The sequence below is a fragment of the Mycoplasma anserisalpingitidis genome, assembly GCF_007859615.1.
Classification (GTDB): Bacteria; Bacillota_I; Bacilli_A; order Mycoplasmatales; family Metamycoplasmataceae; genus Mycoplasmopsis; species Mycoplasmopsis anserisalpingitidis.
In genome coordinates, this window is sequence record NZ_CP042295.1 from 71,893 (window position 1) to 87,885 (window position 15,993).

General features: G+C 27.8%; 15 protein-coding genes and 1 tRNA gene. 13 read left to right on the top strand and 3 right to left on the bottom strand.

Annotation, left to right across the window (positions count from 1 at the left end):
• Nucleotides 1-10: 10 nt before the first annotated feature.
• Complete coding sequence (gene def, locus FRW55_RS00355; RefSeq protein ID WP_146368258.1) at nt 11-559, bottom strand: peptide deformylase; 549 nt, start codon at nt 557-559, stop codon at nt 11-13.
• Nucleotides 560-776: 217 nt separating this feature from the next.
• On the opposite strand from def, the gene prfA reads away from it, so the two are divergent.
• The 10 genes from prfA (at nt 777) to FRW55_RS00405 (ending at nt 13,257) form a co-directional block, all read left to right on the top strand.
• The gene (gene prfA / locus FRW55_RS00360; protein WP_146367780.1) at nt 777-1,853 is read left to right on the top strand and encodes a peptide chain release factor 1; all 1,077 of its coding nucleotides are present in this window, start codon (nt 777-779) and stop codon (nt 1,851-1,853) included.
• Nucleotide 1,854: 1 nt separating this feature from the next.
• A complete protein-coding gene (locus tag FRW55_RS00365; RefSeq protein WP_146367781.1) occupies nt 1,855-2,577 on the top strand; it encodes a peptide chain release factor N(5)-glutamine methyltransferase in 723 nt (240 codons plus the stop codon).
• A 150-nt stretch (nt 2,578-2,727) separates the two neighbouring features.
• Nucleotides 2,728-3,450, top strand: coding sequence for a nuclease-related domain-containing protein (locus tag FRW55_RS00370; RefSeq protein ID WP_146368259.1), 723 nt, complete (start codon nt 2,728-2,730; stop codon nt 3,448-3,450).
• Entirely contained in the window at nt 3,450-5,546 is a 2,097-nt protein-coding gene (locus tag FRW55_RS00375; RefSeq protein ID WP_146368260.1) for a Tex-like N-terminal domain-containing protein, read from the top strand. Before FRW55_RS00370 ends, FRW55_RS00375 begins: the two co-directional genes overlap by 1 nt.
• A 158-nt stretch (nt 5,547-5,704) precedes the next feature.
• Nucleotides 5,705-7,054 carry a BMP family ABC transporter substrate-binding protein gene (locus tag FRW55_RS00380; protein WP_146368261.1) on the top strand — a complete coding sequence of 450 codons (1,350 nt, stop codon included), beginning with the start codon at nt 5,705-5,707 and terminating at the stop codon, nt 7,052-7,054.
• A gap of 51 nt (nt 7,055-7,105) precedes the next feature.
• Nucleotides 7,106-8,917 (top strand): ABC transporter ATP-binding protein, encoded by a 1,812-nt coding sequence (locus FRW55_RS00385; RefSeq protein WP_146368262.1) that lies wholly within the window; start codon nt 7,106-7,108, stop codon nt 8,915-8,917.
• The gene (locus tag FRW55_RS00390; RefSeq protein WP_146368263.1) at nt 8,910-10,532 is read left to right on the top strand and encodes an ABC transporter permease; all 1,623 of its coding nucleotides are present in this window, start codon (nt 8,910-8,912) and stop codon (nt 10,530-10,532) included. Before FRW55_RS00385 ends, FRW55_RS00390 begins: the two co-directional genes overlap by 8 nt.
• Complete coding sequence (locus FRW55_RS00395) at nt 10,532-11,482, top strand: ABC transporter permease (protein ID WP_146368264.1); 951 nt, start codon at nt 10,532-10,534, stop codon at nt 11,480-11,482. The genes FRW55_RS00390 and FRW55_RS00395 overlap by 1 nt, the downstream gene beginning before the upstream one ends.
• Nucleotides 11,483-11,504: 22 nt before the next feature.
• On the top strand, nt 11,505-12,656 hold the full coding sequence (locus FRW55_RS00400; RefSeq protein ID WP_146368265.1) for an HAD family acid phosphatase: 1,152 nt from the start codon (nt 11,505-11,507) through the stop codon (nt 12,654-12,656).
• A gap of 49 nt (nt 12,657-12,705) precedes the next feature.
• A complete protein-coding gene (locus FRW55_RS00405; protein ID WP_146368266.1) occupies nt 12,706-13,257 on the top strand; it encodes an inorganic diphosphatase in 552 nt (183 codons plus the stop codon).
• Nucleotides 13,258-13,281: 24 nt separating this feature from the next.
• On the opposite strand, the gene FRW55_RS00410 is transcribed toward FRW55_RS00405, so the two are convergent.
• Nucleotides 13,282-13,599 carry a hypothetical protein gene (locus FRW55_RS00410; RefSeq protein ID WP_146367789.1) on the bottom strand — a complete coding sequence of 106 codons (318 nt, stop codon included), beginning with the start codon at nt 13,597-13,599 and terminating at the stop codon, nt 13,282-13,284.
• A 158-nt stretch (nt 13,600-13,757) separates the two neighbouring features.
• Between FRW55_RS00410 and FRW55_RS00415 the strand changes: the two genes are divergently transcribed.
• The 3 genes from FRW55_RS00415 to FRW55_RS00425 all read left to right on the top strand — a co-directional run bounded on the left by FRW55_RS00415 (nt 13,758) and on the right by FRW55_RS00425 (nt 15,140).
• A tRNA-His gene (locus tag FRW55_RS00415) sits at nt 13,758-13,833 on the top strand.
• Between the two features lie 54 nt (nt 13,834-13,887).
• Nucleotides 13,888-14,478 (top strand): chromate transporter, encoded by a 591-nt coding sequence (locus tag FRW55_RS00420; RefSeq protein ID WP_146368267.1) that lies wholly within the window; start codon nt 13,888-13,890, stop codon nt 14,476-14,478.
• Entirely contained in the window at nt 14,478-15,140 is a 663-nt protein-coding gene (locus FRW55_RS00425) for a chromate transporter (protein WP_201798411.1), read from the top strand. Before FRW55_RS00420 ends, FRW55_RS00425 begins: the two co-directional genes overlap by 1 nt.
• 41 nt (nt 15,141-15,181) lie before the next feature.
• Here FRW55_RS00425 and tpiA read toward each other — a convergent pair whose 3' ends face one another.
• Nucleotides 15,182-15,916: a triose-phosphate isomerase gene (tpiA, locus tag FRW55_RS00430; protein ID WP_146368269.1), complete on the bottom strand. Its 735-nt coding sequence runs from the start codon at nt 15,914-15,916 to the stop codon at nt 15,182-15,184.
• Between the last annotated feature and the right edge of the window lie 77 nt (nt 15,917-15,993).

Genomic DNA, 15,993 nt, shown 5'->3' on the forward strand with positions numbered 1-15,993 from the left:
TAAATCCTTTCTATAAATATTTACATTTTTCTTTTTTTCTTCAAGGGTGTTTTTTATTAATGTGGTCAATAAATAATTTACCATCTAGATGGTCTAATTCATGTTGCATCACAATAGCTACATAGTCAGAAACATCATAAGTCACTTCTTTTTGTTGAAAATAACTATAAGCTTTTACAACAATTCTATTTGCTCTATGAATAAAACCTTCTTGATTAGGTCAACTATCATCAACACTTAAACATCCTTCGCCTTCAGCTAAAGCATTAAGCATTACAGCTTTATTAAGAACAACAGGATTAAACAAAACATCTCTAAAAATAGTTCTATCTTGATAATCTTTTACGTGGATATAAAATACTCTTTTTAATATTCCATATTGAACTGCAGCAACTCCGACAGCTGGTCTAAATTTAGTGTTAGGTTTTTGACTATCATCAACATGATAAATCATTTTTTCTGCTAATTCAATATCCTCATCAGACAAAGGAATTGGAACTTCTAATGATTTTTCTCTTAAAACTTTTCTTGGTAGTTTAACTAAATTTATTTCATACATTTCTTAATTATATAAAATAATATAAAAAAACATCAGAATAAAAAATATTACACATAAATAAAATAATTTAATATTCACATTTTCATTAATCTAAAGTTTATTCACTAATTAGCTTACTTAGTATTTTTAGATACTTAAACAAACTATTTTTTATATATTCAAGGTCAAAACCATTTTATAATATTAAAATTTATGATTTTGTTATAATAAAATAACTATGGAACAAACAATGTATAACTCATTATTAAAGATTAAAGAAAAACACGATGAAATGGAAAAACAACTTCTTGATCCTGAAGTGGTTTCTGATATCAAAAAATACACCAAAATAACAAAAGAAATAAACTCAATTAAAGATATTGTTGATGCATTTAACTCTTATTTACAAGCTGAAAATAATTTGATTCTTTCAAAAGAGATGTTGCAAGAAAAAGATGATGAATTAGTTAGCTTAGCTAAAATGGAAATTTCTAGTTCTGAAGAGATTATGTCTAAATTAACTGACGAATTAAAAATTTTAATTTTACCTAAAGATGAAAATGATAACCGTGATGTTATAGTTGAAATCAGAGGTGCTGCCGGAGGAGATGAAGCTAATATCTTTGCTGGTGATTTGTTTAGAATGTATACAAAATGATGCGACCAAAATGATCTCAAATGAAAAACTCTTGATTCAACACCAGCTGAGGCAGGAGGATTCACTTTAATAACTTTCTCAGTCTCTGGTGAGAAACCATATTCGAAACTAAAATTTGAAAGTGGTGTGCACAGAGTTCAAAGAGTTCCGGTTACTGAGACCAAAGGAAGAGTTCACACAAGTACTGCAACAGTTACAGTAATGCCTGAAATAGATGATGATGTAGAAATTGAAATTAAGCCTGAAGATATTAGAGTTGATGTATTCCGTTCAAGTGGTAATGGAGGTCAGTCAGTTAATACAACCGATAGTGCTGTAAGAATTACACACTTTAAAACTGGTATTGTTGTTTCATGTCAAGAAGGTAAATCACAAATTCAAAATAGAGAAATTGCACTTAGAATTCTTAAATCCAAGCTTTATGATTTAGAAATTCAAAAGAAATTAGAAGAAGAATCTGGATATAGAAAATTAGCTGGTTCAGGTGCTAGAAGCGAAAAAATAAGAACGTACAATTATCCACAAGATAGGGTAACAGATCATAGAATCAGTTTCTCAACTAGTTTATCTCCGGTAATGGATGGAAAAATTAACTCAATTATTGATGCACTATTAACCGAAGAACAAAATGAGAAAATCAAGGAAGCGGGTTTATAAAATGCCAACAAGAGAAGACTTACTTCTTGAAAAAAGAAGATATGGACTTGAACAAGTTATTTCTGATGAAGAACAAAGAAAACTTGATCTAGGAATGCCTGTTCAAAAAATTATGGGTTTTGTTGAATTAGCAGACGTTAAAATTTTTCTAGATTTTAATGTATTAATTCCTAGATACGAAACTGAAGAATTAGTTTTAAAAGCTATAAAAGAAATTCCACAAAATTCTAAGGTTTTAGAAATTGGTTGTGGTTCTGGTTTTATTTCAATCGCTCTTAAAAAACACCGTCCTGACTTGAAAATTGTGGCTGTCGATGTTGATAATAATGCTGTTTTACAAACAACAATCAACGCACAAACAAATAAAGTTGATATTGACATAAGATTAAGCAATTTATTTTCCGGTGTTTCGGATATGATCTTTCAAGAACCATTTGATGTAATTATTTCGAATCCTCCATATTTATCTGATTTAGAAGAATTACCTGAATCTGTAGAAAAGTTTGAACCAGCAATTGCATTAAAAGCTCCTAATGATGGTTTTTTCTTCTACAAAGAGATTCTTTCGAGATCTACTTGAGCTCTTAAAAGACACGGGCAAATTTATTTTGAAATAAATCCACAACATATGCACATTTGAGAAGAATTAAAATATGCATATAACTTGGAAATCACAAAAGATATTAACGGAAAAGAAAGATTTGCAAAAATTATTGTTGATTAGAAATGCGAAATGTTAAATTCTCGCATTTTATTTTTTAGTTTTACATACATAATTCACAACAAAATAAATAACATCCTTATTAAAGTTATTGTTATCTGACTTTTTTGTAATTAAAAATAAAATATTTTATTATTGAACTATAATATAAACATGATTCGAAATTTAATAATAAATAATGAAGAAATCGGTTCAGATTTTAATATATATACAAAAAATTTAGGTTATACAATAGCAGGTGGAATTATTGTAGGATTGCTTTTAATTGGATTAATTGCATTTTTAACATACTTATTTATATTTAAATATAGAAAAGAAAAACAAGGTTTTATCTTTGAACATAATGTAACAAGTAAATTAAAAGATGCAGCAAGAAGAAATAATATGTACTTCATTGAAGGTGGTGTATTTTCATATGATGGAAATATGTTTGAAATTGACGGAATATTATTTAATGAAAATATTGCAATTGTAGTTGAAACAAAAGCTTATAAGGATAATATTTCTGGTCTTGCAGAATCAAGTGAGTTACAAATAACTGATCGTAAAGGTAAAAAATTCGCAATCAGCAATCCAATTTTACAAAACACAAAGCATATTAAACACTTATATAAATTAGCAAATTTAAAATTTAGTGCTTATTCACTTATTGTTCTTCAAGATGGCGCAACATTTAATATTTCAAATATTCCTTCACATACTATTATCATTAATGAAAACGCCATTGATGAGACTGTTAGAGATGTTGTTATTGAAACAAACAACAGTTTGAATAAATTTGATGCTAAATATTTATTAAAAGTACTAAAAGACATGAAAATTAAAAGAGTATATGAAAAAAATAAATTTAATAGTTTAATAAAAGGTAAAAAATAATGAATACACTAGAAATAGTAGCTAAAGAATTAAAATTAAAAGTAGAGCAAATTAATGCAGTATTAGGATTGATTGAAGAAGGTGCTACGGTTGCTTTCATTGCTCGTTATCGTAAAAATATTACTGGTGGACTTGATGAAGAACAAATTCATCAAGTTTATTTAATCTTTAAATATCAAGAAGAACTTAAAGAGCGTAAAGAAAGCATTCTTAAAATATTAAGTGAGCGTAATCTTTTAAGCAAAGAAATCGAAGAAAAAATTAATAATACAACTAAAAAAGCTGATTTAGAAGCAATCTATGAACCATTTAAAGTTGGTAAAAAAACTAAAGCTTCTGAAGCTATAGCACTTGGACTTGAACCTCTTGCACATGAAATTTTCAACAATACTGATATTAACTATAATCCATATAAGCATGCATTAAAATTTGTAAATGATAAAGTCGAAAGTGTTGAATTTGCAATCGAACAAGCTTTATTTATCATTTCACAATGAATAAGTCAAGATCCAAAAGTTCATGATTTTGTTAAAGAACAATTCGTCAACTACAGTCTAATTCAAACAAGCAAAAAGAAAAATAGTGTTGACGAACTAAAAACCTATGAAAACTATTATGATTTTTCTCAAAATGTTAAAACAATACAAAATTATAAAATTTTAGCTATAAACAGAGCAATAAAAAACAAAATTATTGATTTAAAATTCAAAATTAAGTTCGAATTTTTACATTACAACATTTCGAATATGTTTTTTAAAAATAAAAGAACTTTTACTCTCATCAGAAATGCAGCTGATGATTCGTTAAAACGTTTAATTATTCCTTCTATTGAGAGAGAAGTGTTTAATGATTTATTTGATAGAGCTGAAAAAAGTTCGATTGAAATTTTTGCTAATAATCTTGAATCAATGCTTATGATGCCCGCAGTGAAAAACAAAAGAGTTTTAGCAGTCGATCCAGCCTATGTAAATGGATGCAAATTGGCTATGTTGAATGAAAATGGTGATTTGCTTGAAACAGCAGTAATTTATCCAAATAAACCTCTTTCAAAGATTAAAGATGCAAGTCAGATAAGTGCTAAAGTTATTGTTAATTTTAAACCTGATGTGATTGTTGTTGGTAATGGTACAGCTTCTAACGAAACTTGTCAATTTATGCGGGAACTAGTGAAATATTTAAAATTAAACATTCCTGTTGAAATGGTTTCTGAGGTTGGAGCCAGCGTTTATTCAGCAAGTGAAATTGCTATTCAAGAATTCCCTGACTTAAAAGTTGAAATGCGTTCTGCAATTAATATCGGTAGAAAATTTCAAGACCCATTGAATGAAATTGTAAAAATTGACCCAAAATCAATTGGTATTGGACAATATCAACATGATTTAAATCAAAATGAATTAGCACAAGCACTTGATTTTAAGGTTGAAAAAGTTGTAAATAGCGTTGGTGTAAATCTTAATAGTGCTACTGAAGTTATACTAACAAAAATTTCTGGAATAAGTAAAACTGTCGCAAAAAATATTGTGAATTATCGTAAAGAAAACGGTGAATTTAAAAACAGAAATGAACTTAAAAAAGTTAAAGCGCTTGGGGCAAAAACTTTTGAACAAGCAATTGGGTTCTTAAGAATCTTTAACTCTGAAGAATTTCTTGACCAAACCAACATTCACCCCGAAAGCTATAGTTTAGCGAAAAAAATAATGAAAACCTATAAGTATGATCAAGACAAACACAATTTTGCTCAAAAAATTGATGTTGAATTATTAACAAATGAGTTTAATAGCGATCATTACACAATAAACTTAATTATTGATTCATTATTAAATCCAGGTAAGGATATTAGAGATAACAAAAAAGGTTTTGTAAATAATGATAATATTACAGAATTTGAAGAAATCAAAGTTGGAGATTCGTTTGTCGGAAGAGTTCAAAATATTACAGACTTTGGTATCTTTGTATTCATTGGTATTAAAGATTCAGTATTTATTCACAGTTCAAAAATTGAAAACATTAATTCAATCAAAATCGGAGATGACCTTAATTTAGAAATCATAAATGTCGATAATGAAAAAAGACGTTTATCAGCTAAATTGATATAGTGGTTTTTAAAAAGCAGCAGAGCAAATTTTGTCTCTGCATTTTTTAATTAAAGATTTGCTTAAAAAATAAAATGTGAAAATTTCCACAAATTAGTTAAATTTTGATTATTTAAACTAGAATAAAATAAAATTTAAATATAACAAAAATTAGGAGATATATGAAAAAGACAAAATTTATTATAATGGGTGCATCTATTTCGACGTTTGTACCTCTTACGGCTCTTTCAGCCGCATGTAGCAAAGATTCTCAAAAAGAATACATCAAAGAAACTGATAGAATCACACCTATAGTTAAAAGAGAAATGACCAATCTTGAACTTAGAAAAGATTCTATTACAATTACATATTTAATTGATGTTGGTCAACTAAAAGATAAGGCTTTATTTCAATCAGGATGAGAAGGCCTATTGACATTGAAAGACCAACTTGATGCTGATCCAAAATTTAAAGGAAAAGTTAAATTCAATCCTGTTGTCCCATCAGCAGTTGCAAACTTTAATGACTTTTATAACAACACATTTTCTAAATCTGATATAGTTGTCATCAATGGTTTTACACATGGTTCAACTTTAGCTGCTTATTTAGAAAAATATGACCAAAAAAGCAAAAATACACCTTTAGTTATTTGTTCGGAATTCGAAATTTCTGAAAGTCCATATAAAAAATTAATAAATGCAAATAGCAAATTTATTGAATCATCTTACATTGTTGGTAATGCAACAGCTGAGTATTTAGCATTAAAATATCCAAATAACCCTGAAAAAAGAATTGTTGCATCATTCGGTGGAGGAAATTTCCCTGGAGTATTGAATTTTAATGAAGGATTTATTAGAGGAATTTATGATTATAATTTAATTGAAGGTAATAAAAAAACTGTTCACAATACATTAGCTTCAGGAACATTTGAATCAACAACTGGTTTTGCACCTTCTGAATCAACTTTCCAACCAAAAATTAAAGCTGTTATGGAAGCTAATGGTGTTAATGAAGGTCAATCGGGACGTCCAACAGTAATTTTACCAGTGGCTGGTCCTGCAACAGGAGTTGTTCTTGAGCTTATTAATAACCTTAAAACTGACCAAATAGTTATAGGTGTAGACTCTGATCAAGGTTATGCTTACACTTCAAATGCCACAAAGTTCGCCTCATCAATTACTAAGGAATATGGGCAAACATACTATGATTTAGTGTTTGACTACATATTCAAAGATAATAATAAATACCTTGAAAGTGATGAAGTTGCAAAAATTTATAACATTGAAGGTTCATACACAGATGGCTGAACTAAATTTTCTGCTTCAAGATTAGAAAATGAAGAGGATAGAAAACTTTATGACAAAGCATTAATGAATGCTCAAAAAAGATTTGAAGTTTTAAGTAAAGAACAAAAAGATTTTATTTCATCATCTAAATATTATGATAAAGATGGAAACCAACAAAATGAAGAAACTCAGTTAACAAGAGTTGAAAAAATTATTTTAGCTATTAAAGAAAACGCTAATAAATAATTTAAGTAATAAGGCTTTAAAGCCTTTTTACTTTTAATAGGTTTATTTGTAATGAATAACAAAATTGAAAACGCAATTGAATTTGTAAATATTTCAAAATCATTTGGAAATATAAAGGCAAACAAAAACATTAATTTTAGTGTAAAAAAAGGAACTATTCATGCTTTAATCGGAGAAAACGGAGCAGGGAAAAGTACTTTAATGTCTATTTTGTTTGGTCTTTATGAACCTGATGAAGGTTTTATTAAAGTCAATGACAAAAAAACATTGATTTTATCACCGAATCAAGCAAATGACCTTGGAATTGGTATGGTTCATCAACATTTTAAATTAGTTAATGTTTATAAAAATATAGATAACATTATTTTAGGTAATGAAACAACATTTTCTAAATTTAGAATAATAAATAGAAAACCATCAATTAAAAAAATTCAAAATATTCAAGAAAAATTTAATCTTCATTTTGACCTTAATAAACAAACTGGTAGCGAACCGGTTTCTGTTCAACAAAAAGTTGAAATAATGAAAATGCTTTATAGGGATTCTGAAATTTTAATTTTCGACGAACCTACTGCAGTTTTAACTGATGAAGAAATTCAAGGTTTACTCCAAACATTTAAGCTTTTTAAAGAACAAGGTAAAACAATAATTTTCATCTCACATAAATTAAAAGAAATTAAACAAGTCGCAGATTATGCAACTATATTGAGACATGGTGAAGTTACTGGTAATTTTAAAGTCTCAGATACTTCGATTGAAGAGATGGCTCAACTTATGGTTGGTGGACAAGTTGAAACTATTCTAAATAACCACTCAATTAATTCCAATAAAGAAGTTATCTTAAAAATAGAAAATGTATCTACTAAAGGAGATAAACCTCTTAAGAATTTTAGTTTAGATATTCATTCTGGTGAAATAGTTGCTATAGCTGGTGTTGAAGGTAATGGGCAAACTGATTTGGAGTATGTTGTTTCTGGTCTAAAGAAACCTACTTCAGGTTCATTAAAATTAAAGAAAACTAATTTAATTAAACAAAATTATCTTAGTATGCTTAAAAAAGATAAAAAAATGAATATTGCTTATTTAAGCATTTTGGTTGCAATAACGCTTATTTTAATAATTTTAATGGGAATTTCTAAATCAATTTCTCAAGTCATATCATTAAACTTAATACTAACTTTGTGTATTTTATTATTGCTTGTAATAGTGCCTATTTTAATTGTTTATTTAATTAATCTATTTAAAAACATCAAGCTCATCAGTGATTTTAATAAAGATCAAGATGAATTCATTGAACTAAATAAATTAAGCACATACAAAATCTCTCAGTTAGGATTTTCATATATTGCAAGTGATAGACATAAACATTCAATGATTCTTGATTATAGTGTTTTTGACAACATGCAATCAAGAAGATTATGAGATCCTAAATATGTTAAGTTTGGTATTTTCAGGAGAAAAAATATTAAAAAAGATCTTGAAATAATTATTGATAAATTTGATGTTAGAGGTGCAAGAAGAGGAAATTCACTTTCCAGATCTCTTTCGGGTGGAAACCAACAGAAATTTATTGTAGGTAAAGAAATGGAAAATCCACATGATTTCATAATTATTTTACAACCTACACGTGGCCTTGATGTTGGTGCAATAAAAAACATTCATGAGAAAATTTTAGAAGAAAAGAGCAAAGGTAAAGGGGTTTTACTCATTTCATATGAACTTGATGAGGTAATCGCATTAGCTGATACGATTGCTGTTATAAATGAAGGACAATTGAGTGTAGTCAGAGAATCTAAGAATTTAAGTAGATCTGAAATTGGGGTTTATATGTCTCACAAGAAAGTTGGAGGTGAAAATGAATAATCCTAAAGAAAATAAGTTCATTAGTAGTTTTAATGAACAATTTAGAGATAAAAAATATAAACTTCAAAAAGTTTTGACTTTTGAAAATGGTTCATCAACAATCAAAAAAGTTTTTAGTTCCATTTGAGCAATATTAGTAGGAATTATTTTGTCTGGTATTGGATATGGATTTTATATTTTCATCAGTAGCGGGACATTTGGTAATCCATTCGAATTTATCGCTAGCTTATTAACATCAGCTTTTGATGAATATAATATAACCAACTTTTGATTATATTTTGCAATTTTTGGGTTTTTAGGCCTAGCTATTGCTGTGGCATTCAAAACAGGATATTTTAATGTTGGGGTATCGGGACAAATGACTTTACCTGCGTTATTATTCTTTTCATTTATGATCTTAAACAGAAATTTTGAGCCTTCTACATTAACACTTTTCTTCGGAATGTTCTTGTTTATAGTAGTTGGATTCGTTTGTGGAATGATATCTGGTTTATTAAAAGCATATTTTAATGTGCATGAAGTTATATCAACAATTTTCTTAAACTGAATTATTGTTAGTGTTGGAAAATGATTATTAGCAAAGGAAAATGAAATTTTAATACCTATTTCAGACGAAAATATTGGTATATTTCTCTCAACATTACCATATATAACATCAAGATTATCAATTAGTTTTGATCAAATTGAAACATTTAAAATAATTGGTGTTATTTTGTTGGTGGTTTTATCTGCAGTGTTTTGATTTATTTATAAAAATACATCTATCGGTTACAAACTTAAAATGATTGGTTTGAATAAACACAATGCTGATTATGTTGGTGTAAATCAAAAAGCATTAACTATAAGTGTGCTATCAATCTCGGGTGCACTTGGTGGAATAGCAGGATTTTTCTTATTTGTCATTAAAGATTGTGCTATTACAGGTTTAGAATCTGGACCTATAGCAATGGGGTTTGAATCAATTGCTGTTGCCTTAATTGCATTAAACAATCCTATTGGTGTATTATTTTCAAGCGTATTTTACAGCATTATTTATACATCTAAAGTTCCTCTTTTCTCTGAATTAGGAGTTGTTAATGAGTTTTATCCAATAGTTACTGGATTGATGATATTTATCATTGCTATTGCTGTAATATTTAGTAAACTAACACCAATTAAATCACTTATTAAATGAATAATTTTAGTTAGAAATAAAGAATATTGAAAAGTTAGAAAAGAATATTACTCTGATAAAAAAACAATGTATAGCAAGCATAAAACAAGAGTAAAAGATGTCAAGAAAATGAGTATTCAACGTAAAAAAGAATTTAAAAATGAAACTAAAAATTATTTAAGTCTTAGTGAAAAACTTAAAAGAGACTTAAACAAAAAGGACATAGATATTAATTCAGTATATCAAGAATTAGCAAAACTAAAATTTGAATACAACGAAAAAGTTAGGCTAGCTGGACTGGATGTATATAGCGACTATATCTCTTACTATAAGAATACAAAAAGAGAGAACAAAAATAAGTTTAAAAAGTATAAAGAAGATTTATTTAAAGAAACATTCAAGAAATTTGTTAATAATAAAATATTTAGAAATTCGAACTTAGTGATTGAGGAGGAAAAATAATGTCAGTAACAGTTGTTATTTTCGCAACCTTAATCTTTTGTGTTTTACTTCTTGGTTCTATTTCTGGAATTTTTTCTGAAAGAGTAGGAATAGTAAATATCGCAATTAATGGTTTTGTTGTCTTCGGAGCTTTTATAACTTGCTTTATTAGTTTTATTCTTACAGATTTGATTTTTGATCAAAGTCAAATAAGCATGTGATTCCAAATACCTATTACTTTTTTAGCCGCTTTAGCTACAGGGATTTTTGCATTAATTTTTGGTTTTATGACAATTAAATTAAAAGGTAATCAAACCGTTGCTGGTTTTGCAATTTCACTTTTAATTACCGGAATTTCAGCATTTGGTGTTTATATTTTACGTACAAAACAAGGTGCGGGGATACTACAAAACTACGGAACTACCGAATTGACATTAAATCCATCACCTAATTCCTGAAAAAATTTAGTTTCTTTAAAAATATTTATTACAATTATTATTGTAGTGATAAGCATCTTTGTGATGCAAAAAACAAGGTGAGGTCTTAGATTTAAATCGATTGGTGAAAACCCTCAAGCTGCCGATGTTGCGGGAATTAATGTTTCGAGAATGAAATGACAAGGTGTATTTATTTCAGGTTTAATCGCAGGTGTTGCTGGGTCAATCTTTGTACAGATGCAGTGAACATTGTTTGTTAAATCTATAGATGTTCAAGGTTTAGGATTCATGGCACTTTCAATCATGATCACTTCACAATGAAAAATTCACTATTCAGTATTTGTTTCAATGATTTTCGCATTTCTATATTCATGATCATTTTATGGAGTTATAGAAATTGCTGAAATTAAGAGATATGGAGCATTATTCCAAGCTGTGCCATATGTTGTAACTATTATTGCTTTAATTGCATTTAGTAAAAGAACTGTTTCGCCTGAAGCTCTTGGTGTTCCATATGATAAATCGAAAAGATAAATAAAATTTATAGGAGATATTAATGAAAAAAAGAAAATTATTAGCTTTAGGTTTTGCTTCAACTATTATAACTTTACCTTTATTAAGTGCAACCATTTCATGCACAAATGATGAAGAAGTTAAAGAATTAAAAGCCAAAATTGAACAAATGGAAAAAGCTCATGCAAAAGAGTTAGCAGATCAAAAAGCACTTGCTAAAGATGCGTTAAATTCTAAATTAAATGCTTCATCAAATTTATGAAACACATTAGCACCTGAAAAAAGTGCTATGGGTCTTACAGTTTATAATTTAGCAAAACATGCTTTTGATGTTATGAGTAAACAAGAAGGCATTGTAACAGATAAAGTTGTAGTAAATAAAGAAGGACAAAGCACAACTATTGAAGTGCAAGCAACAAATGAAAATGAATACATTCCTGTTGTTTTTATGGACTTAGATGAAACTGTTTTAAATAATATGGCGTACCAAAATTACTTATTAATAAACAATGAAACTTATAACTGGACAGAATGGAATAATTTTGTAAATTCAGCTGTTTCAACAGAAGTTAAAGGGGCAATTGAATTTATTAAATATGTATATGACCATGGTGGTGTTGTTATGTTTAACTCTAACAGACAACAAAAGAGCCATATTGAACCTTCTAAAACAAACTTAAATAAACTTGGTTTAGATAATGCATACATGCCTGAATGAATTTGATGAATGAAAGGAACAAATGCTTCAGGTTCAGTAGCTAAACCATGAATAACTTCTAATGGAAAAAGCTCTAAAGAAGAAAGAATGAACTTTGTTAGCTCAAATAAATTAGAGATTGAAGAAGGAAAAAGTGTAAGTTTTAGAGTTGTTATGAAAGTTGGCGATGATATAAATGACTTTAATGATAACTTCACTAAGGATGCCAGTGTAGTAAATGATTATAAAATAGTTAACGATTTAATTAGTAATTTTGAAGTAGGTAAACTTTACGGAAACTTAGATATTAATAATAAAGAGCAGTTTTATGATGTTCAAACAAAACAATGAGTTGCTAGAGATTGATCAGCCTCATACATCTTAATTCCTGGAAATGCTAGTTATGGTAGTTTTATTGAAAGAATTACTCAAAATAGAAATCCTAAAGCAGATTTATATGAGGGAATTTTAAGTAAATTTGCTGAATTTAATCATTAATTCTATTAGCTTTATTTCACAAAAATAAAAAAGTGGTAATATATTAATTATGAAAAATGTAATACAAGTAAAAATTGAAATTCAAAAAAATTCAAATATTAAATATGAATACAATCGTAAAACAAATGAAATCGAAGTAGATAGAATTTTAAGAGGAGATTTTGTTTATCCATGTAACTATGGATTTGTTCCAGAAGCACTTGATTGAGATGGTGACGAACTTGATGTTCTAGTTTATTCTCCTGAAGTGTTTGCTCCTGGTGTTAAATTAAACGCAAGAATTATCGGAGCTATGAAAATGATTGATGACGGTGAAACAGATACAAAATTAGTTGCTGTTCACCATGATGATTATCGTTTAGATAATATAAACTCAATTAAGGATTTACCAGAAGAATTTGTTAAATCAGTTGAGACTTTCTTCAGCACATACAAAAACTGAAAACGTCCAGGAATAACAAGTGTTGGTGGATTTGAAGATACTGAATGAGCATTAAATGAATATGAAGAATGTGTTCACTTAATGAATAAATACGGTAAATTAAGCAAAGAAGATTTCTTAAAAGAAATGAAAGCTAAACACCCTGAGAAGTATGTATAATAAAAAGCTCAAACGAGCTTTTTATTATACATATACTTCATGATTTTCTTTTTCGAAAGATTTAATAAGAACTACTATCCCATAAATAAAGTTAGCTAATCCCCAAACAGTAGGAATAATTGAAAGAATCACAGATAAAATAGGAACAAAAATAAATATTGTAGGAATAATTATGCAAATAATTGTAATACCAATTGAAGTATAAAATAAATTATTTTTCTTAACATATCATCAATTAATTCCAGTTCAACCTAAAAATAAAGTCAATAATCCAAAGATTAACCCATTTGTAGGTCTTTTAACCTTTAGTTCTTTAATTAAATCATTGTAGAAATTTTTCATGCAAACCTCCGATTTCAATAAATTATATAACAATAAGACAAAAATTTGTTTTTGTATACTTGAGTTGAAAATTCGATAATAAATCAAATTTTATTCGACAAATAAAAGCTATAAAAAGTTTTATAAATTTATATTTTCATATATAATTAATACACATGGCGAACGTGGTGAAGCGGCTAACACAGCGGGTTGTGGTCCCGTCATTCGCGGGTTCGAATCCCGTCGTTCGCCCCATTTCATTAAAACAACCCTAAAGGTTGTTTTTTTGTTGAAATTCAAGGAGTTATAATGGAGAACAAACCAAAGATTTGAGAAATGATGCTTTTAATTATTAAACTGACTTTCATAGGTTTTGGTGGAGGTAATGCCTTAATGCCAGTCTTAAAAAATGAAGCTGTGGATAAAAAGAGATGAATGACTGTTGAAGAATTTGACAAAATAGTTATTGTTTCAAATATGTTACCTGGGCCGTCAGTTATTGAAGCTATTTCATATCTTGCTATAAAAGTTTTCGGATTTTGAAAAGGTTCACTGATTACTTTTTTTGCTATGTTACCACACATTTTATTAGCTTACTTATTTTATTTTTTAATCTATTTATTACCTCAAAATTACATTAGTGTAATTTCTGTTGGAGTTTTAACAGCAATTAGTGGTGTACTTTTGGCTTTCGGTTATGAATATATGAAATCAAGTAAAAAACAAATGTCAATTCCACTTTGATTTTTATTATTTTTATTTACGTTTGCATTTTGTTTATTTATTCCAAGTCCCTTTAATATTCCTATTGTTGTTATGATAATTGTTTTTATTTTCTTTGGTTTATTTCATTATTTATCATATAAAAAAGGTTTAAAAAACAAAAAAGGAGATAAATAATGTTTGTTTTTGCGCTATTATTAACTTGTTTATTTCTTATTATAGCTTCACTAAGTGTTTTTGGTGGTGGGCAAATATTCATGCCAATTTTTAAGTGAATGTGATTATTTATTGCTAAAAATTTTAATATCGAAATTAGTGAAACTATGATCAATAATGCTTTCACAGTTTCTAATTCAACACCAGGAATTCTTTCGACTAAATTTGCCTTTTTTACAGGATATTTCATTTCTGACGGAAGTTGATATGGACATCTTTTAACAATAATCACATACATTTTCTTTATTGCACCTGCAATTTTGATGATGTTTTATTGTATGAAATATATTAATAAATTTAATGATTCTCCAATTCTTAAACGTCTAATAATAATTTTAAAACCAGTTGTAGCTGGAATAGTAATTTCACTTGCAGTGCAATTAATTATTAATGTTATTTTCCCTTATTTAATTTTTAATGATTCTGCTTCTGACTACTTTAAACTTGATTTTGACAGTTCTAAAGCTATATTTTTCAGTGGTTGAAGATCAATAGTTTTATACATTTATGTGCCTGTTTCAGCAATTATTTCATTCATTCTTTATAGAAAGAAGATATCATTATTTTGATTGATAATTGCTAATGTTGCAATTTGTTTAATTATTTTTGCACCTTGATTATAAAGCTAAACAAAAAACTGAATTGCTTCAGTTTTTATTTTTAATTATTTTCCTAATGTTAATAAAGCTAAGAAACTTTCTGGTTCTAAAGAAGCACCACCAACTAAGAATCCATCAATACTTGGTTGATCGTGTAATTCTTTAATGTTTTTAGGAGATACACTACCACCATATTGAACAATTAAATCCTTAGAAGTTTTTTCTTTAATGAATTTACATACATCTTCAGCAATTTCAGGTGTAGCGACTTTTCCTGTTCCTATAGCTCAAATAGGTTCATATGCTAAAACAATTTTACTTAAATCTAAATCTTTAAGTGAAAGAGCAAGTTGTTGTGCAACCACTTCTTTAGTTCTACCAGATTCATATTCTTCAAGAGTTTCACCAACACAAACAATAGGTGTCAATCCTTTTGCAATAGCCAATTTAGCTTTTTGGTTTACAATTTCATCTGTTTCGCAGTGATAACTTCTAACTTCTGAGTGTCCTAAAATTACATATTTTGCACCAAGATCAACAATCATATCTGAAGATACTTCACTTGTGTAAGCGCCTTTTTCATGTAATGACATATCTTGAGCTCCAAAATTTAATTCATTCACTTTATTTAATTTTGATACAGCTAAGCTTGTAAAAGGAACAGCAACTCCGAAAGTCAAGTTAGGGATAATTTTGTTTGAGTTTTGTTTATATAATTTTTCAAAATCTTCAACATATTTAACTGATTCAGAATATGTTTTATTCATTTTTCAGTTTCCAATAATAATTGTATTTTTCATAAGTCCTCCAATATTTAAATAATATATTATTTATTTACTTTTCATAATTTATTATGAAAATAAAAAGAAATCTTTTT